This is a genomic window from Acetobacter estunensis (assembly GCF_019083805.1).
In the GTDB taxonomy this organism is placed as follows: Bacteria; Pseudomonadota; Alphaproteobacteria; order Acetobacterales; family Acetobacteraceae; genus Acetobacter; species Acetobacter estunensis_A.
Window position 1 is genome coordinate 50,625 of record NZ_JAHRDV010000003.1, and the last position, 25,900, is coordinate 76,524.

Genomic DNA, 25,900 nt, shown 5'->3' on the forward strand with positions numbered 1-25,900 from the left:
GTTCGCGCTCCTAGAATGACACCACTGCCCGTGAACCTACGGCCCCGGAGGCACGACCATGCGCATACTTCTCGTTGAGGACGACCCGACCGTTCGCAGCTTCGTCGCCAAGGGTCTCACGGAGACAGGCCATCTCGTGGAACAGGCCGACAACGGCAAGGACGGTCTCTTCCTTGCCGTGAGCGAAAAGTTCGACGTCATCATCCTTGACCGGATGTTGCCCGGCGGCATTGACGGACTGCGTATTCTCGAAACCCTTCGCGCCCAGCAAAACGCCACCCCCGTGCTCGTTCTTTCCGCGCTGGGTGACGTGGACGATCGCGTGGCAGGACTGAAAGCCGGCAGTGATGATTATCTGACCAAACCCTTTGCCTTCTCCGAACTGCTGGCCCGCGTGGAAGCGCTCGGACGTCGCAGCCGCAATGAAACGGTGCCACAGACACGGCTCGAAGTGGGTGGGCTGGAAATGGACCTGCTCTCACGCGCCGTGAAGCGGGAGGGACAAAAAATCGATCTCCAGCCGCGCGAGTTTCGCCTGCTGGAGTTCCTGATGCGTCACGCCGGACAGGTGGTGACGCGCACAATGCTGCTCGAAGGCGTGTGGGACTACCATTTCGATCCGCAGACTAACGTCATCGATGTTCATGTCTCGCGCCTGCGCCAGAAAGTGGACAAGCCGTTCGAAAAGCCCATGATCCACACGGTCCGCAACGCCGGTTACATGCTGAGCGCCGACTGACCGGCCACCGCGCCCGATGACCGATCCGACTCCACCTTCCGATGGACACAGGCGCTCGCGCCGTCGTTTCTCCCTTGCGGCCCTGCGCCATCACATCGGCGGCCTGCGCTCAGCCGGGGTGCGGTTCGCGCTAGGTTACGCCGTGCTCTTCTGGGTGTCGGCAGTGCTCTTCCTGTCCGTCATCTGGTGGGGCACCGCCGAGCTGATCGAGCGACAGGTAGAAGCCTCCGTCGCCGCCGATGCCCGCGCCCTGTCCGAACGCTGGACCGATGGCGGCCTGTCCGCCCTCGCACTGACCATCGAAGACCGGCTGGAAGACAACGTGGACGATGACGCGCTCTATCTGCTCGTCGATCGCAACGGTGTCCGCGTCGCCGGCAATTTGCCCTCATGGCCCGAAGCCGTGGCCATGAGCAATGTGTGGTACCAGCTCACCATCCGCCGCGCCGGTGTGCGCGGCATCGCGGAAGTTCAGGGCTTTGACCTGCCGCGTGGCTACCGTCTCCTCGTCGGGCGCGACGTACGCGACCGTACCGCCCTGCGCCATCTGCTCACCGACACGCTGCTCTGGGCGTGGGTCGTCATCACGGCGCTCGCACTCCTCGGTGCGCTGCTGGTGCGCAAGATGTTTCGGCGCATGGTCTCCTCCATCGCACGCACCACCTCGGCCATCGCTCACGGCGACATGCATCGCCGCATGCCCCTGTCCGGACGCGGCGACGAACTGGACGAGGTGAGCGAGGCGATCAACGAGATGCTCGACCGCATCGCGCGGCTGATGGATGGCGTGAAGCAGGTCTCCAACGCCATCGCGCACGATCTGCGCACCCCCATCACGCGCGCGCGCGCCCAACTCGAATACGCGGCTCTCCATGCTCATGACGAAGGCACGCTGCGCGCCGCCATCGAAGAAGGCGTAAACGATCTGGACAACATCACCGCTGTTTTCGAGGCGCTCCTGCGCATCGCCCAGATCGAGGCCGGCGCGCGCCGTTCCGCCTTCGCCACGTTCGATCTCGTCCCCGTCCTGCAGGACATCGTGGAGCTCTATGAACCTCTGGCGGACGAGCAGGACATCCGTCTGGTGCCCCGCCTGCCCGAGCAGGTGAAATTCTACGGAGACCGCTCGATGATCCAGCAGGCGGTTTCGAACCTGATCGACAATGCCCTCAAGTTTTCTCCTCAAGGAGGAGAGGTGACCATCGCCGTCGCGACCGGACCGGATCTTCTCCATGAAGACCGTCCCGATGCGCGCGTCGCGACCATCACCGTGAGTGATGAAGGAATCGGCATGAGTGAAGCGGACATCGAACGCGCGTCCGAACGCTTCTTCCGGGCCAATGCGGCGCGCAATACGCCCGGCTCCGGTCTTGGTCTCTCGCTGGTGCAGGCCATCGTGCAGTTGCATGGCGGCACGCTGCGCTACATCCGGCGCGAACCGGGCCTGTCCGTCCGCATGACCCTGCCGCTTCCACAGGAAGCCAGCAAAAACGCGGTGGCTGACATGACGCAGGATTCACCCACGTCTCATGCTCACGACAAAGAAACCTGATACGATATAAATCATGAGATATCTGCCCCTCCCGGTCGTGCTGCCGATCCTTGCCATCGGACTTTGCGGTGCCGCCGCAGCGGCCCATGCTCAGGATGATGCAACATCGGCCCGGCAGCTCTTCTCGCGGGAACCGACAGGTCTGAGGGAAGCTCTGCGTGTCCAGACCGTTTCCGTCGAGGTGCCAGAGGCCACGGGGGCAGAGGCTTCAAAGGCCGATCATTCGCTGGTTGTCACCTCCGACAGCCGTGACTACTGTCGGCGCCTTGTCCGGGCAATCGAAGCGCATGACGACGGTCAGCATCGGTCTGTCGGCACGCTGAGGGAAGAAGGGCAGACCCTGTGCAGCGAGGGGCACATCCGGCTGGGTGTGTCCCGGTTGCGTGAAGCCCTTGCCATTCTCAAAGGCCGAAATCATCCATGAAAATAATACATTCGCGTCTGTGCGGCTTGCTTGCAATGCTCGCCGCCAGCGCGCCGCTGTCCGCTCTCGCGCAGCAGGCAGGTCATGACGTCTCCACCACAAAGCTGGACGTAAGCGGCACAGGCTCGATCGAAGCCCAGCCCGATCAGGCAACGGCCATCATGGTCGTGGAAGAGGAAAACGCCAGCGCTGCCGCAGCCCAGATGCGGGTAAACCAACGGGTGCATCAGGCGATCGAACTGATCCGTAAGACACCGGCGCTCGATGTTAAAGCCGCCTCTTACAATACGTCCCGTGAGCGGCGTCCCAACAACAACGCGACAAGCTGGGTGGCCCGGCAAACACTTCGCATTCAGGGCAAGGATCTGGCCACCCTGCTCGACGTCACAGGCAAGCTCCAAGGCATGGGACTAGTTCTGGAAGGCGTGAACTGGACGCTCTCACCCGAACACACCCGCGATCTGCAACGTCAGGCCGAGAAGAAGGCGCTGGACGATATGCGTCAACGTGCCAATGACGTGGCGGGGAATCTGGGGCTGAAGATGGTGTCCTTCGCCGAAGTCTCCGTCAACGAACCGATGGTCTACCGTCCGATGGCGATGATGGCGCGCATGGCGGCGGCCAGCCCCGAGGCCACACCGGAAGAGCAGACGATCAGCGCCAATGTCCACGCAAGCGTGATCCTCGGCCACTAAAGAAAAGGCGTGACACTTCACCGTGTCACGCCTTTTCCAGATCAGGGCGAAACGCTGGCGCCCAGAACCTTCAGAAACTGCGCCAGCCATGTGGGATGAGCAGGCCAAGCTGGGGCGGTGACCAGTTGGTCATCCGTCACGGCCTCCGTCACCGGAATGTCCATATAGGTGCCACCAGCCATCTCCACCTCTGGACGGCACGCCGGATAGGCAGAGACCTTGCGGCCCTTCACCAACCCGGCCGCCGTCAAAATCTGAATACCGTGGCAGATACAGGCAATCGGGCGGTCGGAAAACGCTTTCGCGATCTCAAGCACCTTGGGATCGAGACGCAGATATTCCGGCATACGGCCACCCGGCACGACCAGACCGATGTAATCGTCCAGATTCAGACCATCGAAACTCGCCGTCAGGGCAAAATGATGACCCGGCTTCTCGCTGTATGTCTGGGCGCCCTCGAAGTCATGAATAGCCGTGATGACCGTCTCACCCTTCTTTTTCCCCGGTGAAACCGCATCGACGGTGTAACCAACCATGGTCAGCGCCTGATACGGCACCATGATCTCATAATCTTCGACATAATCGCCCGCCAGCATCAGCAGCTTGATCTCGTCGGCCATGGTGGGTCTCCTTATCGTTCTTTCAGGCGCGGCATCAGTTCCACGAAGTTGCAAGGACGATGACGGTTGTCGAGCTGGAACACGAGAATATCGTCCCATCCGTCCTTCACAGCCCCTGTCGAGCCGGGCAGCGCGAAGAGATATGTCCCGCCCGTCACACCTGCCAGTGCCCGGGACTGAATCGTGGACGTGCCGATCTTCTGGTACGACAGCATCCGAAACAGTTCACCGAAGCCTTCGATGCGCTTCTCGATCACCTTCTCAAACGCTTCCGGCGTCACGTCGCGCCCAGTCACACCCGTCCCGCCGTTCGTGATGACCACATCGATTTCAGGATCGGCAATCCAGTCGAGCAACCGCGTCGTGATGCGCTCGACATCATCGCGCTCGATGGTCCGCGCAGCGACGACATGCCCGGCCCCTTCGATACGCTCGACCAACGCCTGTCCCGATGTGTCGGTTTCGAGAGTGCGTGTATCCGAAACCGTCATCACGGCGATGCGGACCGGCAGAAAAGGGCGAGAGGTGTCGATGCGTGTCATGGAAGCAGCATATTCCGACCTTCGATGATCGAAAAGCCACCATCATCCACACGTGTCCCCTCTCACAACAAGAGGGGACATCTCGTGTCAGATGTAATGCTCAGCCAGTGGCGCGAACCCATTGAAACGGGTTGAGCAATAGGTCGAGACATATGCACCCGCATTGAGCAGTTCGATGCGATCGCCGGATTCCAGCGATAGAGGCAGCGCATAGGGCGAACGCTCATACAGAATGTCCGCGCCATCGCAGGTAGGACCGGCCAGCGCCACCGGTCCCGTCTCTTCCCCGTCGCGCGCAGTGCGAATAGCGTAACGGATGGCCTCGCCCTCCGTCTCAGCAAGGCCGCCAAAACGCCCGATGTCGAGATAGACCCAACGCGGACCATCCTCGCGGCCGCGCTTGCTCACCAGCACGACTTCAGCCGACACCACACCCGCCGCACCGGCGATGAAGCGTCCCGGCTCGACCAGCATCTCCGGTAAAGCGTTGCCGAAATGCTTGCGCATCGCTACCGAAATGGCCTCTCCGAACGTGTCGATATCCGGCACATCTTCACGGTAGCGAATGGGAAAACCGCCACCCAGATTGACCATACGAAGGTCCAGCCCCGCCGCAGACAAATCGCTCACAAGTGCTGCCACCCGGCTGATCGCCATCTCGTAACTGTCCGTCTCGATCTGCTGACTGCCGACATGAAAAGACAGACCGTAGGGATCGAGACCCAGATCACGGGCACGCAGCATCAGTTCGCGCGCGCTTTCCACCGTGGTGCCAAATTTGCGCGACAGCGGCCATTCCGCGCCGTAATTGTCCACCAGAAGGCGGCAATACACTCGGGAACCGGGCGCATGACGGGCGATCTTGTCCAGTTCTTCCTCAGAGTCGAAGACGAACAGACGCACGCCCGCCTCCCACGCGCGACGAATGGCGGATACTTTCTTGACAGTATTGCCGAACGAAATGTCCTCGCCGCGCGCACCGGCATCAAGGCACATTTCGATCTCCTCCCACGACGCTGCGTCAAAGGAAGAACCAAGAGAGACGAGCCGATCCAGAATCGGACGGGCAGGATTCGCCTTTACGGCGTAATAGATACGGGCAAGCGGCAGAGCAGCCTGAAGCGCGCGATACCGCTCTTCGACGGCATCGACATCCACCACAAGACAGGGTGTAGCCGGCTGCTTCTCCGCGAGGAACTGCGAGATTTTGGGAGTCATCGCACTTGAAACCTTCTGCGCCTGCCAGAAAGGAAAAGCCATGGCAGGCTGTGTTGCGAAACGGTCTAACGGACCAGCGACCAAGACTGAATCCCGCGTGGGATCCCAGTTGCCAGAACGCTTGACGTCGTTGCGTAACCTCAGTGGGCCAGTGGCACGTGCGTTGCTGCGTAGGGAGCCGCTTATGCTCCTGAAGACACACTCACGCAACAGAAAACTTTCATCGCACCGAAAAGAGTGGAATTGCAGAACCACTTTCCTTTAAAGACGGTGCATTATCACTCCTTCACGCGGTCAAGACCGCGCTCCTTCCCTGTCCCTTTCCCGGACAGCGAGAGGGCCAGATGCTCCGGCATTACGCCCAGCTTGTGCAATTTGTGGCCGAAATCCCTCATGGCCCGTCCGGCGTCAGGTTCCCCCGAGACGCACCCATCGTTCCCGAGGTTCCGACCGAGATGAGCTCATCCTTGTCAAACGCCCCCACCACGCCCCCCACTCTCAACATGGAGAACGGCAAGCATGCGGAAGTTTCCAAAAACGGGACTGAGCGTCGCCTGACCTCCCCCCGCCAGCTCACAGCAGCCGACTGGCGGGCTGTATGCCGCTCCACAATCGGGGCGCTCATCGCAGGACCAACGACACTGGTGGCCGCCGGCTGCGCGTTCTACGCCACGCTAGCGCTTTTTCCGGCCATCAGCACATTGATCTCGATCTATGGTCTGGCATTCGACGTGCAGAGTGTCGGTCCGCAACTGGAAACGCTGCGCAACCTTCTGCCGCCGGCAGCCTACACCATCATTCAGGAACGGGTGCAGCAGCTTGTCTCTGTCTCCCATAGCTCCCTGACCTTCAATCTGGCCATCGCCACGACGATTGCCTTGTGGTCAGCTTCTGCAGGCATCAAGTCCATTCTCTCGGCACTCAACATTGCCTACGGAAAGGCTGAGACACGTAATTTCCTGAAGTTTCAGGCGCTTGCCATGGCACTGACCTTGGCTGCCACGCTGGAAGCGTGTCTCGGACTTGCATTCATGGTCGCCGTGCCGATCCTGTTTGCCTATCTCCCGATCCTGCTGCATGTGGAACCGCCACCGGGGTCAATGGAGTTGGCTATCCGCATGGCCGGACTTAGCATCATGTCGGTGCTGATGATCTTCGCTTATATGATTCTCTACCGCTTCGGCCCGTGCGGCCACCACACCGAATGGCGATGGGTCGTGCCGGGTGCGATCACCGCCACGGTCATCTGGCTCGCCGCAGCATCGGGTTTTTCGTATTATGTCGCCAACATCGCGAGCTACGGCTCGACCTACGGCCCTCTGGGAGCGGTAGTCGCCATCATGATGTGGTTTTTCGTCAGTGCGTGGGTGGTGTTACTGGGAGCGGAATTCAACGCGGAAATCGAAGCTCTGGCCAAAGGCGTCAAACGGGAAATCCTGCACGTCTGAAGCGTGTCTCAGCGCTCGGGAGCTTCAGCCACTTCGATAGCCTCTTGTTCCGTCAAAGGATGCACGCTCACATGCGCGACCCCGCTGTGCAGCATGCCAAGTTGCTCCGCTGCCGCGTGGGAAAGATCGATGATGCGACCATGCGAGTAAGGCCCACGGTCCCGCACCGTCACGACAACCGCCCGCCCCGTATCTTCCGACCGAACCAGCAGCCGTGAACCGAGAGGCGCCGACGGATGGGCGGCCGTAAGCTCTGTGGGATCGAAGCGATTGCCCGACGCTGTGCGCCGATGCGCGAATCGCCCGCCGTACCAACTGGCCATCCCATGCTGAACACGCCGGGTCATGGTGGCGACACCTTCGGCCCGCCGGGTAAGTGCTGCGCGAACGGATGCCGCCCATGATGTATGCGAAGAAAGCGTGGAGGAAGTATCCATCGTGCTGGTTTCAGCAGCCTGTGCCTCGACCGCAGCACCGCCGCATCCCAGCATGGCAGCCACAGCGAATCCTGAAACCCGCATTCTTCGCAAAAAGCTCACCCGTTCATCCCACTGCTGTTTATAGTCCCATTCATTAGACGATCATGGCAAACAAAAGGCAAATAACGGACAGAAACACTCCGTAACACCTTGCACGACTGACATCATTTCATCACACGACACTTGGAGCCATCCTCCGGTCGTGCTAACGGCCCGCCATCATGGATCTTCCGCTAATTGCCGTTCTCAACGGCCCCAACCTCAACATGCTCGGTCTGCGCCAACCGGAAGTCTACGGCACGACGACGCTCGACGATGTCGAGCAGTTGTGCGCGCAGGTGGCCGAGAAGCTGGAAGTCGGCATCGACTTCCGCCAGACCAACGGTGAGGGGGAGCTGATTTCCTGGGTGCAGGAATGCCGTGGCCGGGCGCAGGGCATCATCATCAATCCCGCCGGTTATTCCCACACCTCCATCGCGCTGCTCGATGCCCTGCTGGCCGTCGATCTGCCCGTGATCGAAGTGCATATCTCCAACATTCATCGCCGCGAGCCGTTCCGACACCACTCTTATGTGTCGAAGGGCGCGCTCGGCGTGATCTGCGGTCTGGGTGTGCAGGGCTATGCCCTCGCACTTCAGGCCATGGCCGACATCATTCTCAACGAGGACACGCAATGAGCCGACTGCTCGTAGACGCAGATGCCATACGGGCACTCGCCGACATCCTGACGGACACCGGTCTGACCGAGATCGAAATCGCCGAGAAGGACAGCCGTATCCGCGTCGTGCGGGCCGTCTCCACTGCCGCCGTAGCACCGGCTCCGCAGGCCGTGGTCGCAGCGCCTGTTGCAACCCCGCCCGTGGCGGCCGCACCTGCGGACCTGTCGCGTCACCCCGGCGCCGTGAACAGCCCGATGGTCGGTGTGGCCTATCTGGCGCCCGATCCATCGTCTCCGCCGTTCGTAACGGAAGGCCAGAGCGTGACCGCCGGTCAGACCCTGATGCTGATTGAGGCAATGAAGACCTTCAACCAGATCAAGGCGCCCAAAGCCGGCACCGTGAAGCAGATTCTCGTGGCCTCCGGCGACCCGGTCGAGTTCGGTCAGCCTCTCGTCATTGTCGAGTGATGTTTTCCAAGATCCTCATCGCCAATCGCGGCGAAATCGCCCTGCGGGTGCTCCGCGCCTGCCGTGAAATGGGTATCCGCACCGTCGCCGTGCACTCCACGGCCGACGCGGACGCCATGCACGTACGCCTCGCGGACGAGGCCGTGTGCATCGGGCCGCCCGCAGCCCGCGAGTCCTATCTCAACGTGGCCGCGATCCTCTCCGCCGCCACCATCACCGGCGCGGAAGCCATCCATCCGGGCTATGGCTTCCTCTCCGAGAACGCGGATTTCGCCGAGACGGTGGAAGCGCACGGTCTGGCCTTCATCGGCCCCACCGCGGAACATATCCGCACCATGGGCGACAAGATCACAGCCAAGACCACGATGGAAGCACTTGGCGTGCCGCTGGTTCCCGGCTCGGACGGTGAGCTTGCCAACATTGATGAAGCCCGCGACGTCGCGGCGCGCGTGGGATATCCCGTGCTCATCAAGGCCGCCGCCGGTGGCGGTGGTCGTGGCATGAAGGTGGCCCATAGCGAGGACGAACTGGCGGAAGCCTGGAGCGTTGCCCGCACGGAAGCGCTGGCGGCTTTCGGTAACGATGCGGTTTATCTGGAAAAATATCTCGATCGTCCGCGCCATATCGAGCTTCAGATTCTTGGCGATATGTATGGCAACGTCGTGCATTTTGGTGAACGCGACTGCTCGCTGCAGCGCCGCCATCAGAAGCTGCTGGAAGAAGCGGGCTCGCCCGTTCTCTCCGCCGAGGAACGCGACGCCATCGGCGCGACGGCCACAGCGGCCCTCTCCAAAATGGGCTACCGCAACGCCGGCACGCTAGAGTTCCTTTATCAGGACGGTCAGTTCTGCTTCATCGAGATGAACACCCGTCTTCAGGTGGAGCACCCCGTCACGGAGATGGTGAGCGATGTGGATCTCGTGCGCGAGCAGATCCGAATCGCCGCAGGTGAGAAACTGGGCTACGGCCAGTCCGACATCACCTTCTCCGGTCACGCAATTGAGTGCCGTATCAATGCGGAAGACCCGGACACCTTCATCCCCTGCCCCGGCACCGTGGATGTGTTCCATGCGCCGGGCGGTCTCGGGGTTCGTGTCGATAGTGCGCTTTATTCGGGCTACCGCGTGCCACCGTTCTACGACAGCATGATCGCCAAACTCATCGTCCATGCTCCCACCCGTGCGGCGGCCATCGCCCGCATGCAGCGCGCACTCGATGAAATCGTGGTCGAAGGTGTGAAGACCGTCATCCCGCTCCACCGGCGCATTCTCGCCGATCCGGAATTCCAGCGAGGAGACTACACCATCCATTGGCTGGAAAACTTCACCGCACGTAACATATGAGCCACTAAGGGCGCGGATCGAACGGTCTGCGCCCTTCTTCTTTCCGGCTGTTGTCGCAAGGACGCCGCAGCGCTATTGAGCGGCGGACGACCGCCACTTCCGGCGATCTCCGGTCACGCAACCGCCGTCACATCCCCTGCGTATCGAAAGAGCTTTTCCAATGAGCCAGCCCTCCCTGCAGCCCGTGCGCCGCGCCCTTCTCTCCGTCTCGGACAAAACCGGACTGATCGAACTCGGTCGCGCGCTGGTCGCTCAGGGCGCGGAACTGCTCTCCACGGGCGGTTCAGCCAAAGCCCTGCGTGATGCCGGACTGCCGGTCACGGAAGTATCCGATCACACAGGCTTTCCCGAAATCCTCGATGGACGCGTCAAGACACTGGTACCGCAGATTCATGGTGGCATTCTTGGACGCCGCGATCTGCCCGCGCATGTTGCCCAGATGGAAGAGCACAAGATCGCGCCCATCGATCTGGTGGCGGTCAATCTCTATCCGTTTGAAGCCACAGTCGCCTCCGGCGCAGGTGACGAGGATTGCATCGAGAACATCGACATCGGCGGACCGGCGCTGATCCGTGCCGCTGCCAAAAATCATCCCCACGTCACGATCCTGACGGACCCGGCGCAATATGACAACGTCATCGAAGCCTTGAAGGCAGGTGGCACCACTCTGGAAGCCCGCCGCGCATTGGCTGGTGCCGCGTATGCCCGCACGGCAGCCTACGATGCCGCGATTGCAGCATGGTTCGCCCAGAAGCGTGGCGATCTGCTTCCCGAGCGCTTCACGCTCGCCGGCCAGCGCCGTGAAGAACTGCGTTATGGCGAGAACCCGCACCAGAAGGCCGCTTTCTACACCGATGGCAGCACCCGCCCCGGTGTGGCCACCGCGCGTCAGATTCAGGGCAAGGCTCTTTCCTATAACAACCTCAACGACACGGACGCCGCGTTCGAGGCGGTGGCCGAGTTCACCGATCCGGCTGTCGTCATCGTCAAACACGCCAACCCTTGCGGTGTGGCGACAGCCAGCAGCCTCTCCGCGGCCTGGGATCACGCGCTGCGTTGTGACCCGGTTTCTGCCTTCGGAGGTATCGTAGCCCTGAACGGCACGCTGGACGAGGAAACGGCGAAAAAGATTGCGACCATTTTCACGGAAGTGATTGTCGTACCCGACGCCACCGACGCAGCCAAAGCCGTCCTCGCCGCCAAGAAAAACCTGCGTCTTCTGCTCACGGGCGAGCTTCCTGACCCGACCGCAGGCGGGGTGATCGTGCGCTCACTCGCAGGTGGTTTCCTCGCCCAAACCCGAGATAATGGCCGCGTTGAGGAATCCGCCCTCAAGGTCGTGACCAAACGCGCGCCCACTCCAGCAGAACTGCGCGACCTGATGTTCGCCTTCCGGGTGGCCAAGCACGTCAAATCCAACGCCATCGTCTATGCCAAGGATGGTGCGACGGTGGGCATTGGCGCCGGTCAGATGAGCCGTGTGGATTCCGCACGCATCGCCGTCAGCAAGAGCGCCGAGGCCGCCTGTGCATGCGGCCAGAGCGAGCCCCTGACGCGCGGCAGCGTCGCCGCATCAGATGCGTTCTTTCCCTTCGCGGATGGTCTCGAAACGCTGGTCGAAGCCGGTGCCACCGCCGTCATTCAGCCCGGCGGCTCCATCCGTGACGATGAAGTGATCGCTGCCGCCGACAAGGCCGGAATCGCCATGGTCTTCACCGGTATGCGCCACTTCCGGCACTGATCCGCACGCAGACCCACTTGCCCCGACGCGCCACTCGTGGCGTTGTCGGGGCACACTTGCGTATTCTGCCCGCTATTCCCCCTCCCGGTGGGCGTAGCCAATGATGGATCGGTCATGCGTCAGTTTCTTCGTCTTGCAGTCGTAGCCTTCGGTGCGGCTACGATCACCCCAACCTTCGCCGCAGGCACGCCACCGACCGTCTCGGTCTATGACGTGTCCATGCTGCCATCCTTCAGCGGGACGGTTGCGCAATATCTTCCCTCCCCGGCTGGCGGCGTCAGTGGCGTGCTGTTCACCGATGGCACGGAAGTGTTGGTCTCACCCGATCTGGCGTGGGATGTCTCCAAAATCGTCAAACCGGGCGAGCGTCTGACCGGCACCGGCCTGAAAGGTCGTCAGCTTCCGCTGATTCGCGCCTATACGCTCGCAGGTCCGCGCGGCAAACGGGCGGAAGACACAGGCATCACCATGCCGCAGCACGCGCCCGAAATGGTCACAGGACCGGACATCATGGTTCACGGGGTCGTAGCGCAAACACTCTACGATGTTCACGGCGTGCCCGCTGGTGTCATTCTCAAGGATCGGACGGTCGTTCAGATGCCCAGCCGTGCCGCTACCCGTCTGTTGCCACAGCTTCGGCCGGGAACAACGATCTTTGCAGCAGGCCCCGGTTCCACAGGTGAATTCGGAACCTCTATCTACGCCCATCAGGTTGGCCCAAGCGCGGCGCAGTTGTCCTCTCTGGCCGCCGATGATGTCCCTCCCCCCGGACCGCCACCGGGTTCGCCGGGCTATGACTTCATTCCATCCGCAGCGTCGGCGGAAGCGCGCTGAAAAATGGGGGCTTCGTGCCCCCTTTTGTTTTTCTTCTTTCTGCCAAGCCGTTCTCTTTACGACAAAATATTTCTAGAACCAATTGATGCTTAATTTGACGTTTTATTCATTCAATACGCATAACAAAATCAAATAAAGAACACACCAATAGAGAAAAGAAAATCTTCTCTGTTTGTGTTTATACGTGTTGAGGCACATATATTATGATCGTGTATGAAGGCGAAGAACTGGTCGTCCATCATGCTAACGGTACGACAGATTATGTTGTCATTACCTTTCAGGGTGCGCATCGCACTCATATCGCGACCCAGACCTTCTTTGCCGAACATCCCCTCCAGAAAAACAATATCAGCGCCATCGGTGTTACCAGTAAAGTCGATCATTGGTATTTGTCGTCCGATACCGAGTATGTCCTTTCACTGATCACCACGCTCAGTCGCTCTTACCGACAGATCATTCTGATCGGTTTTTCTATGGGTGCTTACGCCGCTCTGGCATTTTCACGTCGATTGAACGCAGACGCTGTACTCGCTGCTGTTCCCAAATGGTCTCTTGATCCCGCAGAAATCGAGATTCCGCAGCATTATGTGGACAACAATCTGCGCCCCGGCATGGAAGGCATGGGTCTCCGGGCTTCACAAGTCCAAGGTAAAATCTTCATTCCATATGATCCAGGAGACCACATCGACAATATCCATGCCCACAAGATTGCTGAAATCGTACCGGAATCCCAACTTGTTCCAACATTTTACACTGGACATTTGATTTTCGATCATATTCGTGGCTCAGCCAATATAAAGGCACTTGTGGATGCCTTACGAAGCGAAGATTCTGCAAGGCGCGTGCCGGCCGTAATCTCGTGGGCGCGTCGCCATAACAGTCGTAACATTCAATGCCGTCTGGAAAACGGATTTTCGTCTCATCCCCTTCTCTGCGGCCAGATTCTACAGAGATGTCTACACCAAAATGATGAACTTTCTCGCGCGATCACTGAAGACGAACCTTTGATAACACGTGTCATCGCGGCTCTTTGCCGTTATCGATACTGGACAAATGCGTTCGATCTTCTGACCAATCTTATCAACCGGCATCTGACGGGAGAACACCAATCTTCCGGATGTATTTTTCCCTTTACCTCACCGGGAAAACTGCCCCAAATCATCACATGGCACGGAACCATTCTGGCTTACGCCCCGGAACAAAAAGGATTTCTCTGCCAATCTCTGATCATTGCAGATAACGCAGCCATCCCTGTGTTGTGTGACACCTCCACGGACCGATATCTTTTGTGTATCGAAAGATATGGAATTCTATTCTATTTCGCGGAAACAGATGCCGGACTACGTCTTACAAACAATCCGGAAGATGCAACCAATTTGGCCTTTACGCCATTTCAGAACAGACAGTTACTCCGCACCACTCCCGACACAAGCGATTCTTTTCTGTCTGTGCAGACCAGACAAGGCAATCTGTGCTCACATCCCGATCATGTTGTCGTTATGGATTCACCAAATTGCCAGCAATGGGAGGCTTTTGCTCTTATTCCAGTGCAAATACAGGCACATATTCCTGCGCAGAACACTCCCTCTTACTCTGAAGAGATGGTGTCCTGCCTTTCTGGACACAATCCTCAGTTAGGTTTTCTTATAAATGTCCAGTAAAACGGCTGACGACCCGCTTTGAGTGCTTTGGCTTCATACCGTGTTCCGGGCCAGCCCTCTGGCCGCTCCATGCTGGGCTCACCAGCCACAAAAAACGGCTGATCAGTCATCACCTCAGTGACCCATGCCTGATAAGTTGGATCGTCGCTGGCTACCCGCCACTGCGCTCCCGGTTTGAGCGCTCGCGCGACAAGCGGAAGATTCCCCGGATGCACGAAGCGTCGTTTGGCATGACGCGCTTTCGGCCATGGATCGGGAAACATCAGAAACATACGATCCAGCGAGGCTTCCGGCAGCTTCTCTAAAAGCAGCCGCGCATCCTCATCCCAGATACGCAGCAGCGGCGGCACCGGGGCTGTTGCTTCCTCATCCTCGGGAACCAGACGCGAGAGAAGTGAACACAGACCGTTCTCGAACACTTCCGAGGCGATATATCCTACCTCGGGATGCGCCTCGATCTGCGCCAGAACATGCTCGCCTCCCCCAAAGCCGACTTCCAGCCAAAGCTGCTCGGGTCGGTGAGCAAACGCCGACAAGGGATCGGAAGCGGCGTGCTCCGACAGACGCAGGCGCGGCAACGTCTCATCCATCAGACGCTGCTGGCGCGGACGAAGTGGATGACCGCGCTGACGACCATACAAACGCCGGGCAGGTGGTTTCACCTTGCCCGGCGTCAAATCAGACGTATCGACCGTCACGCATCAACCTCAGCGGTTGAAGGCGTTACGCAGCGCGTCCACAAGATCCGTGCGCTCCCACGGGAACGTATCACGCACCTCATCGGGCGTGCGGCCAAAGTGACCGTAAGCTGAGGTCTCGGTGTAGATCGGACGGTTCAGACGCAAGTGCTGACGAATACCGCGCGGCGAAAGATTCATCACCTCGCGCAGGACGCTTCCCAGCTTCGCCTCATCCACGTCTTTGCCTGTGCCATCGAGATCGACGTAGACCGACAGAGGATGCGACACGCCGATAGCGTAAGAAAGCTGAAGCGTGCAGCGATCCGCCAGACCGGCGGCCACCACGTTCTTCGCCAGATAGCGCGCCGCATAGGCCGCCGAGCGGTCAACCTTCGTGGGATCCTTGCCCGAGAACGCGCCGCCGCCATGCGGTGCCGCACCGCCATAGGTGTCCACGATGATTTTGCGACCCGTCAGGCCAGCGTCCCCGTCCGGTCCACCGATCACGAAGATACCGGTCGGATTGACGTAGAATTCCTTGTCAGCCGGCATCCAGCCTTCCGGCAGCACGTCCTTGACGATCTTGTGCAGTTCATGACGGATCGCCTCCTGGCTCATGCCATCATCATGCTGCGTAGAAATCACAACAGACGTGGCTTCAACCGGCTTACCGTTGAGATACCGCAGCGTGACCTGACTCTTGGCATCCGGCTGCAGGCCCTTCGCACGCGGATCGTGCGCACGACGCAGATCGCGCATCGTCTTGAGGATCTTGTGCGAATAATACAGCGGAGCCGGCATCAGGCTGTCGGTCTCGTTGGTTGCAAAACCGAACATGATCCCTTGATCGCCAGCGCCCTCGTCTTTATCGCCCGCGCTGTCCACGCCCACGGCAATATCGGCCGACTGCGCGTGCAGATAGTTGCTGATCTCGGCATTCTTCCAGGAAAAGCCTGCCTGATCGTAGCCAATATCGCGAATGGCCTCGCGTGCCGCCTCGATAAGGCTCTCGGACGTAATGGAGGAAGGACCGCGGACCTCGCCGGCCAGAACCACGCGATTGGTGGTCACCAGCGTCTCGCACGCAACGCGCGCTTCCGGGTCGGCCGCAAGATAGGCATCCAGAACCGTGTCGCTGATCCGGTCCGCAACCTTGTCCGGGTGGCCTTCGGACACCGATTCCGAGGTAAACAGGAACTCGCCGTGCTTGAGCATGATTGTGCCGACTGCCTCGCTAGAAAATGGAACGACCGCGATCGCGGCCCTCACGCAGAAAGGGACTTGTCGTTTGGCCGAGAGTTTCGGTCCGGTCAAGCAGGAAGCGCGGGAAACAGCCCTACGGTGCCTCTCATTTCATTCCGAGCACGTCTTCCATGTCGTAATGACCCGGCTCGCGCCCCGCCAACCACTGCGCCGCCTGCACCGCGCCATCGGCAAACACGCGACGGTCAAAGGCCCGATGTCCAATGGTGATCTGCTCCGTGCCGGACGTGAACAAAAGCTCATGCTCGCCCACGATCTGTCCCCCGCGCAGGGCGGCAAAACCGATCTCTCCCGTCTTGCGTGGACCGCATAGCCCTTCACGCACAGGCGCCCGCACATCGGCCAGTCGCGTTCCGCGTCCCTCGGCCACGGCTTCACCAATGGCCAGCGCCGTGCCCGAGGGCGCATCGACTTTCTGCCGATGATGCATTTCGACGATTTCCGCGTCGAAACGCTCAGCAGGCAGCACCGCCCCCATTTCGCGGGCAAGCCGAAGAAGCACCGTCACACCGGTGGAGAAATTTGCGGCCTGAACGATAGGAATCCGCAGCGCTGCCGCATCCACGGCCGTCTGATCGGCTTCCGTCAGACCCGTTGTGCCCAGCACCCACGGCACGCCGGCGTCCGCCAAGAACCGCGCATGAGACTGTACCGTTGTGACATGCGTAAAATCGATCACCACATCGGAGATTTTCGCAAGCTCGCCCAGACTGTCACACAGGACGATTGCTCCATTGTTCGTAAGCCTCGCCCGCACCGCCGCGTCCATAGGCGAAGTGCGGCAGGTGCCGCCAGCTACGACACAGCCAGACTCGATAGCGCTGCGCACGAGTCCCTGCCCCATGCGCCCCGAAATGCCGGCTATACCAATACGAAGAGGAGTGCTGGTCATCGCGCTGTCCGGTCCCTGACAATGAAAGAGATGGAGCGTGTCCACCGACACGGCACCACCACGCATGTTCGTGACAAACAGCGCGTCACTCTCCTACGGATTTTATCGTACAGCTTCAATGCAGACAGGACGCGTGTTCATCTTGCCTTCATCCATCGCTCCCATGCTGGCCCTATGCAGAAGCCGCTACCATCGCTCTCTCGTCAGACACGCGGATCTATCGCACATGCGGACGGTCTGCGTGGGGAAGACATTGCGCGACAACATCTGCTGGCCGATGGCTGGCACATTCTGCTTCAGCGCGCCCGTACGCCCTGCGGTGAAATCGATCTGGTGGCGAGCAAAAACGATCATCTCGCTTTTATTGAAGTCAAGAAACGTGCGAGTTGCCAGACCGCGTCCGAAGCCATCACGATGCGACAGCGCCGTCGCCTGATGGCCGCTGCCGAACTGTTGCTCACAGCCCACCCCGAGTGGACTTATGAAGGCATCAGTTTCGATGTGATTGCCATAGCGTCAACCGGCAGTTTGCGTCACATTCGCGACGCTTTCAGACAGGAATAACCCAAAGAAAAAGGCCTCCATTTCTGGAAGCCTTTTCTAGATCACATCAACTGTCTGAAATCAGGTGCGATGACGAACATGCGCCACGGCAGTTGAGCGTTTTACTGTCCGGTAGGATGCCAGATGCACCAACCCGTGCATATTGCTCCCACGACGGCTGGCAACGGCCATATGAAGGCTACCCGCATGACGCGCTGCAACGTGATGGGCAACCGGATGATAAACGGGCACTGCAGTCAACGATTCCAGTGTCAGCTTACTGGCTTCAAAATCGGAGATGATGCGCTCTGCATGAGCCGACTTTGCACCTGCCACACATGTCATGAGACCGATACCAGCCGTTACAACTGTCAGTTTCCGCACCACCGTCCTGATCATCTCGTCTCTCGCGCCGTATCTGTTTCTCCGACCTTACCAGCTCTGCCTCTCGCCGCAACCCGCGAGCAGACAGTTTCTGGCCGAAAACCGGAGTTTTTCCTTATCAAGCCGTTAAACGCAGTCGAATATTTCAGGCTGCGTTGACCGTAACACCCTTCTCGGTCAGCAGCGTCTGCAACTCGCCAGACTTGGCCATCTCGGTCACGATGTCGCACCCACCGATGAACTCGCCCTTGACGTAGAGCTGCGGGATCGTGGGCCAATCGGAGAAAATCTTGATACCTTCCCGAATTTCCGGATCGGCCAGAACATTCTCGCCCCGGAAAGGAACATTCAGATGATTGAGAATCTGCACCACACGCGCAGAAAAGCCGCACTGCGGAAAATCCGGAGTGCCTTTCATGAACAGAACAACCGGGTTCTCTTCAATCAGCGCCTGAATGCGCTGGCCAACAGATGTGGACATATCTTTCGACTCCGTTCTGCGGACACCCCCACGATGAATGAGGCTGCCTTCGTAATTCCTGTGAAATCCGCTCAGGGCGCCGAAGTTTTCAGCGCCAGCGCGTGCAACTTGCCACCCATGTGTCCCTGAAGCGCGTTATACACCATCTGGTGCTGCTTCACCCGTGAAACACCACGGAATGCTTCGCTGACCACAGTACACGCATAATGATCCCCGTCGCCCGCCAGATCATCAATGGCGATCTGCGCATCGGGAAATGCCTCGCGGATATAGGCTTCCAGTTCTGAGGCTGTCATCGCCATGATGTGTGTGTCCTCTTGCTCAGCGATCCATCAACGCAGGAAAAAAGGCTTCGTTGACAGCACGCAAACGCGCGGCTGCCAATATGGCACCACTGGGCAACGTCAAACTGTCACCGCCGATACGGCCCATCACGCGGACCGAAACACCTGCCGCCTTCGCCGCAGTCGCGAAGCCTGTCCCATCATCGGAAACAGCCACCAGATAACGCGCCTGATCCTCACCAAACCAGAACGCTTCAGGACGCATTCCAGACTGAGGCGGCTCCAGTTCGCAGCCATGACCGCTCGCCATGACCATTTCCGCCACAGCAATCAGCACGCCGCCATCGGACACATCATGACAGGCCAACACGTTACCGGCCAGAATCTGCTCGCGCACAAAATCACCATTGCGGCGCTCGGCCTGCAGATCGACTTCTGGAGCATCACCCGTTTCACGGCCGAGCACCTCACGCAGCCAGAGCGACTGACCGAGATGGCCTTTCGTCTCGCCCACAAGCAAAAGCGTTCCTTTCTCGGGCATGGCCAATCCGATGTGCTGACGCACATCCTTGAGCACACCCAGCGCGCCAATGGCGGGAGTCGGCAGAATGGCCTGTGTCGTGCCATCCGGATCCCGCGTCTCGTTGTAGAGCGAGACATTGCCGCTCACGACCGGGAAATCGAGCGTCCGACACGCCTCTCCCATACCTTCAATCGCGGCGACGAACTGCGCCATGATTTCGGGTTTTTCGGGATTACCGAAGTTCAGGTTATCCGTCACGGCCAGCGGCGTGGCACCTGTGGCTGTGATGTTACGCCACGCTTCCGCCACGGCCTGCGCTCCACCGGCACGCGGATTCGCCTTGCAGTAGCGCGGCGTGCAATCCGTTGTCAGAGCAAGACCAATGGTGGTGTCATCCACCTTCACAATCGCGGCATCCGCGCCACCGGGACGCTTTGCAGTCTGGCCACCGACAGTGCTGTCATACTGGTTCCAGATCCACGCACGGGATGCCAGATCCGGACAACCGAGCAACGTGGTCAACGTCTTTTCCAGACCCAACGGATCGTGAATGTCGCCCACCGGCTCTGGCGCAGGCAATGGCGCCGTCGGACGGTCGTAGATCGGAGCCTGATCCGCCAACGGATCCAGAGGAATATCCGCTTCCACTTCGCCGCGATGACGCACCACGATGTGACCGGTATCGGTCAGATGCCCCACGATCGCGAAATCCAGCTCCCACTTTTCAAAAATCGCACGGGCCTGCTCGGTGCGCTCGGGCTTGAGCACGATGAGCATGCGCTCCTGACTCTCGGAGAGCATCATTTCATACGCCGTCATGCCCGGCTCACGCTGCGGCACTGCGTCAAGATCAAGGTCGATGCCCACGCCACCCTTGCCCGCCATCTCGACGGAAGAGGACGTGAGCCCCGCAGCGCCCATGTCTTGAATGGCGACAATCGCATCCGTTGCCATCAGTTCGAGACAGGCCTCGATCAGTAGTTTTTCAACGAACGGATCGCCCACCTGCACGGTCGGGCGCTTGGCGAGAGCATTCTCATCAAACTCGGCCGACGACATGGTCGCGCCATGGATGCCATCGCGGCCCGTCTTAGAGCCGACATACACCACCGGGTTGCCAATACCGGCTGCCGCCGAAAGGAAGATGCGATCCTGCCGCGCCACACCCACTGTCATCGCATTGACGAGCGGATTTCCGTCATAAGCGCGGTGGAAGTTCACCTCACCGCCAACTGTCGGCACACCCACGCAATTACCGTATCCACCAACGCCGCGAACGACGCCGTCCACGATCTCGCGGGTACGTGGCGTCTCGGGCGCGCCAAAACGCAGCGCGTTCAGATTGGCCACTGGACGCGCGCCCATCGTGAACACGTCGCGCAGGATGCCACCAACACCAGTGGCCGCCCCCTGATACGGCTCAATAAAAGAAGGATGGTTGTGGCTTTCCATCTTGAAGATGGCTGCCAAGCCTTCCCCGATATCCACCACACCCGCGTTCTCACCCGGCCCGTGAATCACCCAAGGCGCCGTTGTCGGGAGAGTTTTCAGCCACTTGCGGGAGGATTTGTACGAGCAGTGCTCGGACCACATAACCGAGAACACGCCCAGTTCCGTCAGGCTCGGCGTGCGTCCCATGATGGAAAGAACGCGGTCATATTCTTCCGCCGACAGCCCAAACTCGCGTGCGAGATCTGCGTCGACCGTCTTGTGCTTCGTGCTCACCGGCTCAATGCCTCCACCAGACTCTCGAACAGGGGCTTGCCGTCCTCACCGCCCATCAGCGGATCTACCAGATCCTCAGGATGCGGCATCATCCCGCACACCCGACCATTGGCGCTCAGAATGCCAGCGATCGCGTTCACGCTACCATTCGGGTTGATCGTGCGATCGGCGGCATCGACTGTGCCGTCCATTCCGGCATAGCGGAACGCCACCCGTCCCTCGCCCTCCAGAGTGTCGAGCGTCTTTGAATCGGCTACATAATTGCCGTCGCCATGCGCAAGCGGCGTGCGGAACACATCGCCCTTGGCCCATTTACTCGTAAACGGCGTCTGCGCGTTTTCAACACGCAGGTGACAATCCTGCGAAAGAAATCGCAGCCCTGCATTACGCAACAAAGCACCCGGCAGCAGCCCGGTTTCCGTCAGAATCTGGAACCCGTTGCACACCCCGAGCACATGCCCCCCGCGCTCAGCAAACGCGCGGATCTCGTGCATGATGGGCGAATGAGCCGCCATCGCGCCACAACGCAGATAGTCGCCATAGCTGAAGCCACCCGGCAACACGACCAGATCCAGATCCGGCAACGACGTCTCGCCATGCCACAGAAGACTTGGCGAGTGCCCCGTCACAGCCTTCAGCGCGATCATCATGTCACGCTCACGGTTGGTTCCCGGAAAGAGGACGACAGCCGCCTTCATTTCGGAGCGCTCTCGGTCTTGGGAGCCGTTGTCTTGGCAGCACACGGATAAGCATCATGCAGCGCCATGAACACGCCCTCACCCACCGGCTTCTGAAGCACGTCCCGATGCGCTCTGAGCCACGCGATCACCTTGCTCCGCATGGAAGGCCCGGTCTCGGAAGCCGGCACACAGAAACCCGCCGGCGCATTGGGGTCACCCTCATTTCGATCATTGATCTTGGCCAGCGCGACCGCATCCGCCATGCCGGAAATATAGGCATCGCAAATCTCGTTGCCCGCTGCCGCCCCACGGGTGCAGATACGGCCAAAACTGCCAGCCGTCAGTGGAGACACGCGCTGAGCGTGTGCTGCTTCCGCGCCAAACAGGCCGAGTGCTGCAATCAGAAGAGCCGTGCGCCTCATTTCACCACCTCGACTGCAAAATCCTCAATCACCTGATTGGCCAGAAGCTGCTCGGCCATCGCGCGCGCGCGCGTCTCGGCCTTCGCAGCATCCTCACCTGCCAGATCAAGTGCGATCACCTTGCCGACGCGCACTTCACCGACTTCGTCAAAGCCAAGCACGTGCAAGGCATGTCCGATCGCCTTGCCCTGCGGATCGAGAACGCCCTCCTTGAGAGACACCGTCACACGTACCTTCATGCCGCCACCTGCCAACAGAATTTATTTCACCGCACCGTTTCGTGCGTTTCAGTGCATCAGATCCGAACTCTTCGGATCACCATTTGCCGTCTCGGGAAGGATGCCGAGACGCCGGGCCACTTCCTGATAGGCTTCCTCGACATTGCCCATGTCCCGACGGAAGCGGTCCTTATCGAGCTTCTCGTTCGTGCGAGCATCCCACAGACGGCAATTATCGGGCGAAATCTCGTCAGCGAGAATAATGCGCATATCCTCACCTTCCCACAGCCGCCCGAACTCCAGCTTGAAGTCCACCAGCGTGATGCCAACGCCTGCGAACAAGCCACACAGGAAATCATTCACCCGCAGGGACATGGCCACCATGTCATCCATGTCGTGCGGGCACGCCCAACCAAACGCCGTGATATGCTCTTCAGCCACCATCGGATCGCCCAGCGCGTCGTTCTTGTAATAATACTCCACTATGGAACGCGGCAGGCGCGTACCCTCGGGAATGCCCAACCGCTTGGCAATACTGCCTGCGGCAACATTGCGCACCACGATCTCAAGCGGGATGATTTCCACTTCGCGGATCAACTGCTCCCGCATGTTGATACGACGAATGAAGTGAGTGGGAATTCCCACCTCCTGAAGCCGCAGCATGACGTATTCGCTGATGCGGTTGTTCAGCACGCCCTTGCCTGTGATGACACCGGTTTTCGCGCCGTTTCCGGCTGTGGCGTCGTCCTTGAAATACTGCACGAGCGTCCCGGGTTCGGGGCCCTCGAACAGAATCTTGGCTTTACCTTCGTACAGCTGACGGCGACGGGCCATGATCGTCCCTTGTTCTCTTTGACTAGCACGAACGCTCGCGCAAAGCGTCCACAGATCTGGCCCTGACAGGCCCCATATGCGGCTGCCTCTTAGCAGCCTTCCGCCTCAGATGATACATCCGCGTGACGCACCGCACGCGGATGGTCCCAAGCAGATCAGGGAGCAGACGGTCCCTTTTCCCCGAAAACGAGTTCATAGCGATTGTCGATCGCCTTGAGATGCGAGCGGCTGTCGAGAGCCGCGTCCAGTATCTCTTTCGAAATCCGGCCCGCAATCTCAGGATCAGCATCGAGATTCTCGCGGAAAGTACGGCCACCCGGCTTTCCAAGGTTACGCCACGTGTCCATCGCGCAGCGCTGCACGATGCGGTAGGCATCCTCACGCAGCACGCCAGCACGCGCCAGAGCAAGCAGCACCTCGCCGGAATGCACCACACCACCGAGGCTCTCGATATTGGCCGCCATCTGCTCGGGATAGACCACGAGTTTGTCCATCATGCCGGCAAGGCGAGCGAGCGCAAAATCCAGCCCGATCGTCGCGTCCGGACAGATGTTGCGCTCAACGGACGAGTGACTGATGTCGCGCTCATGCCACAACGCCACGTTCTCCAGCGCCGGCACCACAGCCGCACGAACAAGACGCGCCAATCCCGTGAGATTCTCCGAGAGAACCGGATTGCGCTTATGCGGCATAGCCGATGAGCCCTTTTGGCCCGGATGGAAGAATTCTTCCGCTTCGCGCACTTCCGAACGCTGAAGATGGCGCACTTCCGTCGCGATACGCTCGATGCCGCTGGCAATGACAGCCAGCGCACAGAAATAGGCGGCATGACGGTCACGCGGGATGACCTGCGTGGAAACCGGCTCGGGCTTCAGCCCCAGTTTTTCAGCGACATAGGTTTCAACACGTGGATCGAGATGGGCAAACGTACCGACAGCACCCGAAATGGCGCAGGTGGCGATTTCCGCTCGCGCCGTCACCAGTCGCTCACGGTTGCGCTGGAACTCGGCATAATGCCCCGCCATTTTCAGGCCGAAGGACGTCGGCTCGGCGTGGATTCCATGGCTACGGCCAATGGTGAGAGTGTGCTTATGGGTGAAGGCCAGCTTCTTCAACGCCGCCAGAACCGCATCGAGATCCGTGAGCAGCAGATCGGTCGCCTGCACAAGCTGAACGGCCAGACAGGTGTCCAGCACGTCAGAGGACGTCATACCCAGATGCACGAAACGGCTGTCAGGACCGACTTTTTCCGCCAGCCACGTCAGAAAGGCAATGACGTCATGACGGGTCTCGGCCTCGATTTCATCGATACGATCGAGATCGGCCTGAGAAAATGCCGCCATCGCAGCATCGCCACGCTCACGAATTGTCTTGGCCGCTTCCTTGGGGATCTCACCAAGTTCCGCCATGGCCTCACAGGCAAGGGCTTCGATATTGAACCAGATACGATAACGATTTTCGGGGGCCCAGATGGCCAACATCGCAGGTCTCGTATAGCGCGGCACCATGAGGAAGCCCTCTCTTTCCATGTGGCATTCGACCGACAGGCCGGAACATGGCGCTGCTCGTAGACCATTTTGCGGCTGGATGAAATATTTCTCCCTGTCGCTCTGCCTTGGATAGAAACGGATTGGACCAGCTTGGTCTATTAACCCTTCTAAATCTTTTTCTCTTTAATGATACGGCAACTGAAACTCGTGCTGGATGGAATCAACCGTCGTGTCACAGGTTATCCAACATATTGCCCCGTCTACCCGCGTGTCGCCTTCTTCCACTTTATCTCACGCTCCCCCGCCACCTTTGACGGAAAAGCGTGAATTTTCAGCTTTCCGCGGCATGGCGTTCGGTGCGCTTCTTTGTCTGCCGTTCTGGACCGGTATCGCGTGGTGGCTTCATCGCTGACAAAGTGCCGCCACGCGCACTCCGTGAATCTCGCGCAATAAAGATTTAAAGCCGCTTAGAAGAACCGCTCGTACACTGTGACGACATCTCCCGGCGCCAGAAGGCTATCCGGTTTGATCTTGCCTTCAACAGGATGTTCATCATGCGTGCCTTCCGTACGCACGACGCTCGCCGTGTTTGTAATAGCTCGGTAGGTATAACCACCAGCAAGAGCCGCCAGCGTCTGCATGGTCATGCCAGGAAGATAATTATACTGCCCCGGCTTCTGCACTTCACCCAGAATGAACACCGGTCGGTATTGTGTCACTTCCACAGAGATGCTCGGCTTATGCAATAGCCCCTGCTGCGAAAGATCTGTCCCGATTTCTTGTGCCAGTTCCCCGGGCGTTTTACCTGCTGTCGGCACCCTGCCGAGCAGCGGAAAAGCAATCATTCCGGCATCGCTGACTGTAAACGTGTTGGTTAATTGAGGCTCGTTATAGGCGATAACGCGAATCTGATCACCTGCCCCCAGTCTGTAGGAGCCATCAACAGGCGGTATGGGCTTGAGGCCATGCGTTGGTGAGCAAGCAACAAGTATTGTCAAGGCAGCACCCACAGCAATACGTTTATTCCACTTTTTCACGCCCTGTTTTCCTTGCCGCTCA

Annotated in this window: 29 protein-coding genes; 12 read left to right on the plus strand and 17 right to left on the minus strand. The window is 59.5% G+C overall.

What is annotated here, in order from left to right; all coding sequences use genetic code 11:
• The first annotated feature begins 58 nt into the window (after positions 1-58).
• From KUA11_RS04975 to KUA11_RS04990, 4 genes are read left to right on the plus strand one after another with little or no spacing between them, the layout of a single operon-like run.
• The gene (locus tag KUA11_RS04975) at positions 59-739 is read left to right on the plus strand and encodes a winged helix-turn-helix domain-containing protein (protein ID WP_217409275.1); all 681 of its coding nucleotides are present in this window, start codon (positions 59-61) and stop codon (positions 737-739) included.
• 16 nt (positions 740-755) lie between these two features.
• Positions 756-2,291 (plus strand): sensor histidine kinase, encoded by a 1,536-nt coding sequence (locus KUA11_RS04980; RefSeq protein WP_217409276.1) that lies wholly within the window; start codon positions 756-758, stop codon positions 2,289-2,291.
• A gap of 13 nt (positions 2,292-2,304) precedes the next feature.
• The gene (locus tag KUA11_RS04985) at positions 2,305-2,715 is read left to right on the plus strand and encodes a hypothetical protein (RefSeq protein WP_217409277.1); all 411 of its coding nucleotides are present in this window, start codon (positions 2,305-2,307) and stop codon (positions 2,713-2,715) included.
• The gene (locus KUA11_RS04990) at positions 2,712-3,410 is read left to right on the plus strand and encodes an SIMPL domain-containing protein (RefSeq protein WP_217409278.1); all 699 of its coding nucleotides are present in this window, start codon (positions 2,712-2,714) and stop codon (positions 3,408-3,410) included. The genes KUA11_RS04985 and KUA11_RS04990 overlap by 4 nt, the downstream gene beginning before the upstream one ends.
• Before the next feature lie 41 nt (positions 3,411-3,451).
• Here the strand turns inward: KUA11_RS04990 and KUA11_RS04995 are convergent, their stop codons facing one another.
• The 3 genes from KUA11_RS04995 to KUA11_RS05005 form a co-directional block, all read right to left on the minus strand.
• A complete protein-coding gene (locus KUA11_RS04995; RefSeq protein ID WP_217409279.1) occupies positions 3,452-4,030 on the minus strand; it encodes a DJ-1/PfpI family protein in 579 nt (192 codons plus the stop codon).
• Between the two features lie 11 nt (positions 4,031-4,041).
• Positions 4,042-4,572, minus strand: coding sequence for a molybdenum cofactor biosynthesis protein B (gene moaB, locus KUA11_RS05000; protein ID WP_217409280.1), 531 nt, complete (start codon positions 4,570-4,572; stop codon positions 4,042-4,044).
• A gap of 87 nt (positions 4,573-4,659) precedes the next feature.
• The gene (locus KUA11_RS05005) at positions 4,660-5,790 is read right to left on the minus strand and encodes a type III PLP-dependent enzyme (RefSeq protein ID WP_217409281.1); all 1,131 of its coding nucleotides are present in this window, start codon (positions 5,788-5,790) and stop codon (positions 4,660-4,662) included.
• Positions 5,791-6,245: 455 nt separating this feature from the next.
• Between KUA11_RS05005 and KUA11_RS05010 the strand changes: the two genes are divergently transcribed.
• Complete coding sequence (locus KUA11_RS05010) at positions 6,246-7,238, plus strand: YihY/virulence factor BrkB family protein (protein ID WP_217409282.1); 993 nt, start codon at positions 6,246-6,248, stop codon at positions 7,236-7,238.
• A gap of 8 nt (positions 7,239-7,246) precedes the next feature.
• Here KUA11_RS05010 and KUA11_RS05015 read toward each other — a convergent pair whose 3' ends face one another.
• Positions 7,247-7,729, minus strand: a complete 483-nt coding sequence (locus KUA11_RS05015; RefSeq protein WP_254454714.1) for a septal ring lytic transglycosylase RlpA family protein — start codon at positions 7,727-7,729, stop codon at positions 7,247-7,249.
• Between the two features lie 209 nt (positions 7,730-7,938).
• Here KUA11_RS05015 and aroQ point away from each other — a divergent pair, with 209 nt between their 5' ends.
• The 6 genes from aroQ to KUA11_RS05045 all read left to right on the plus strand — a co-directional run bounded on the left by aroQ (position 7,939) and on the right by KUA11_RS05045 (position 14,422).
• Positions 7,939-8,394: a type II 3-dehydroquinate dehydratase gene (gene aroQ / locus KUA11_RS05020; RefSeq protein WP_217409284.1), complete on the plus strand. Its 456-nt coding sequence runs from the start codon at positions 7,939-7,941 to the stop codon at positions 8,392-8,394.
• Entirely contained in the window at positions 8,391-8,843 is a 453-nt protein-coding gene (locus KUA11_RS05025) for an acetyl-CoA carboxylase biotin carboxyl carrier protein (RefSeq protein WP_166313518.1), read from the plus strand. Before aroQ ends, KUA11_RS05025 begins: the two co-directional genes overlap by 4 nt.
• Positions 8,843-10,186, plus strand: coding sequence for an acetyl-CoA carboxylase biotin carboxylase subunit (gene accC, locus KUA11_RS05030; protein WP_217409285.1), 1,344 nt, complete (start codon positions 8,843-8,845; stop codon positions 10,184-10,186). Before KUA11_RS05025 ends, accC begins: the two co-directional genes overlap by 1 nt.
• 160 nt (positions 10,187-10,346) lie before the next feature.
• Positions 10,347-11,927, plus strand: coding sequence for a bifunctional phosphoribosylaminoimidazolecarboxamide formyltransferase/IMP cyclohydrolase (gene purH / locus KUA11_RS05035; protein WP_217409286.1), 1,581 nt, complete (start codon positions 10,347-10,349; stop codon positions 11,925-11,927).
• A gap of 114 nt (positions 11,928-12,041) precedes the next feature.
• Positions 12,042-12,761 carry a hypothetical protein gene (locus KUA11_RS05040; protein ID WP_217409287.1) on the plus strand — a complete coding sequence of 240 codons (720 nt, stop codon included), beginning with the start codon at positions 12,042-12,044 and terminating at the stop codon, positions 12,759-12,761.
• Positions 12,762-12,964: 203 nt separating this feature from the next.
• A complete protein-coding gene (locus KUA11_RS05045) occupies positions 12,965-14,422 on the plus strand; it encodes a hypothetical protein (protein ID WP_217409288.1) in 1,458 nt (485 codons plus the stop codon).
• Here KUA11_RS05045 and trmB read toward each other — a convergent pair.
• The 3 genes from trmB to dapB all read right to left on the minus strand — a co-directional run bounded on the left by trmB (position 14,392) and on the right by dapB (position 17,257).
• Positions 14,392-15,120: a tRNA (guanine(46)-N(7))-methyltransferase TrmB gene (gene trmB / locus KUA11_RS05050; RefSeq protein ID WP_368040931.1), complete on the minus strand. Its 729-nt coding sequence runs from the start codon at positions 15,118-15,120 to the stop codon at positions 14,392-14,394. The genes KUA11_RS05045 and trmB overlap by 31 nt on opposite strands.
• 9 nt (positions 15,121-15,129) lie before the next feature.
• Positions 15,130-16,317, minus strand: coding sequence for a methionine adenosyltransferase (metK, locus tag KUA11_RS05055; RefSeq protein WP_217409289.1), 1,188 nt, complete (start codon positions 16,315-16,317; stop codon positions 15,130-15,132).
• A gap of 133 nt (positions 16,318-16,450) precedes the next feature.
• Positions 16,451-17,257, minus strand: a complete 807-nt coding sequence (dapB, locus tag KUA11_RS05060; RefSeq protein WP_217409290.1) for a 4-hydroxy-tetrahydrodipicolinate reductase — start codon at positions 17,255-17,257, stop codon at positions 16,451-16,453.
• Between the two features lie 30 nt (positions 17,258-17,287).
• Here dapB and KUA11_RS05065 point away from each other — a divergent pair, with 30 nt between their 5' ends.
• Complete coding sequence (locus KUA11_RS05065; protein WP_254454691.1) at positions 17,288-17,821, plus strand: YraN family protein; 534 nt, start codon at positions 17,288-17,290, stop codon at positions 17,819-17,821.
• A gap of 60 nt (positions 17,822-17,881) precedes the next feature.
• On the opposite strand, the gene KUA11_RS05070 is transcribed toward KUA11_RS05065, so the two are convergent.
• From KUA11_RS05070 to KUA11_RS05115, 10 genes are all read right to left on the minus strand, one after another.
• Positions 17,882-18,199, minus strand: a complete 318-nt coding sequence (locus KUA11_RS05070; RefSeq protein WP_217409291.1) for a hypothetical protein — start codon at positions 18,197-18,199, stop codon at positions 17,882-17,884.
• Between the two features lie 130 nt (positions 18,200-18,329).
• Complete coding sequence (gene grxD, locus KUA11_RS05075; protein WP_166313501.1) at positions 18,330-18,665, minus strand: Grx4 family monothiol glutaredoxin; 336 nt, start codon at positions 18,663-18,665, stop codon at positions 18,330-18,332.
• Positions 18,666-18,736: 71 nt separating this feature from the next.
• Positions 18,737-18,967, minus strand: a complete 231-nt coding sequence (locus KUA11_RS05080; RefSeq protein WP_217409292.1) for a BolA family protein — start codon at positions 18,965-18,967, stop codon at positions 18,737-18,739.
• 19 nt (positions 18,968-18,986) lie between these two features.
• Entirely contained in the window at positions 18,987-21,197 is a 2,211-nt protein-coding gene (purL, locus tag KUA11_RS05085) for a phosphoribosylformylglycinamidine synthase subunit PurL (protein ID WP_217409293.1), read from the minus strand.
• On the minus strand, positions 21,194-21,895 hold the full coding sequence (gene purQ / locus KUA11_RS05090; RefSeq protein ID WP_217409294.1) for a phosphoribosylformylglycinamidine synthase subunit PurQ: 702 nt from the start codon (positions 21,893-21,895) through the stop codon (positions 21,194-21,196). The genes purL and purQ overlap by 4 nt, the downstream gene beginning before the upstream one ends.
• Positions 21,892-22,299 (minus strand): Rap1a/Tai family immunity protein, encoded by a 408-nt coding sequence (locus tag KUA11_RS05095; protein ID WP_217409295.1) that lies wholly within the window; start codon positions 22,297-22,299, stop codon positions 21,892-21,894. The genes purQ and KUA11_RS05095 overlap by 4 nt, the downstream gene beginning before the upstream one ends.
• Positions 22,296-22,538: a phosphoribosylformylglycinamidine synthase subunit PurS gene (gene purS / locus KUA11_RS05100; RefSeq protein WP_217409296.1), complete on the minus strand. Its 243-nt coding sequence runs from the start codon at positions 22,536-22,538 to the stop codon at positions 22,296-22,298. Before purS ends, KUA11_RS05095 begins: the two co-directional genes overlap by 4 nt.
• A 48-nt stretch (positions 22,539-22,586) precedes the next feature.
• Positions 22,587-23,351, minus strand: a complete 765-nt coding sequence (gene purC, locus KUA11_RS05105; RefSeq protein WP_166313495.1) for a phosphoribosylaminoimidazolesuccinocarboxamide synthase — start codon at positions 23,349-23,351, stop codon at positions 22,587-22,589.
• A 155-nt stretch (positions 23,352-23,506) separates the two neighbouring features.
• Positions 23,507-24,859 (minus strand): adenylosuccinate lyase, encoded by a 1,353-nt coding sequence (gene purB, locus KUA11_RS05110; protein WP_217409297.1) that lies wholly within the window; start codon positions 24,857-24,859, stop codon positions 23,507-23,509.
• Between the two features lie 449 nt (positions 24,860-25,308).
• The gene (locus KUA11_RS05115) at positions 25,309-25,878 is read right to left on the minus strand and encodes a polysaccharide biosynthesis/export family protein (RefSeq protein ID WP_368040932.1); all 570 of its coding nucleotides are present in this window, start codon (positions 25,876-25,878) and stop codon (positions 25,309-25,311) included.
• Between the last annotated feature and the right edge of the window lie 22 nt (positions 25,879-25,900).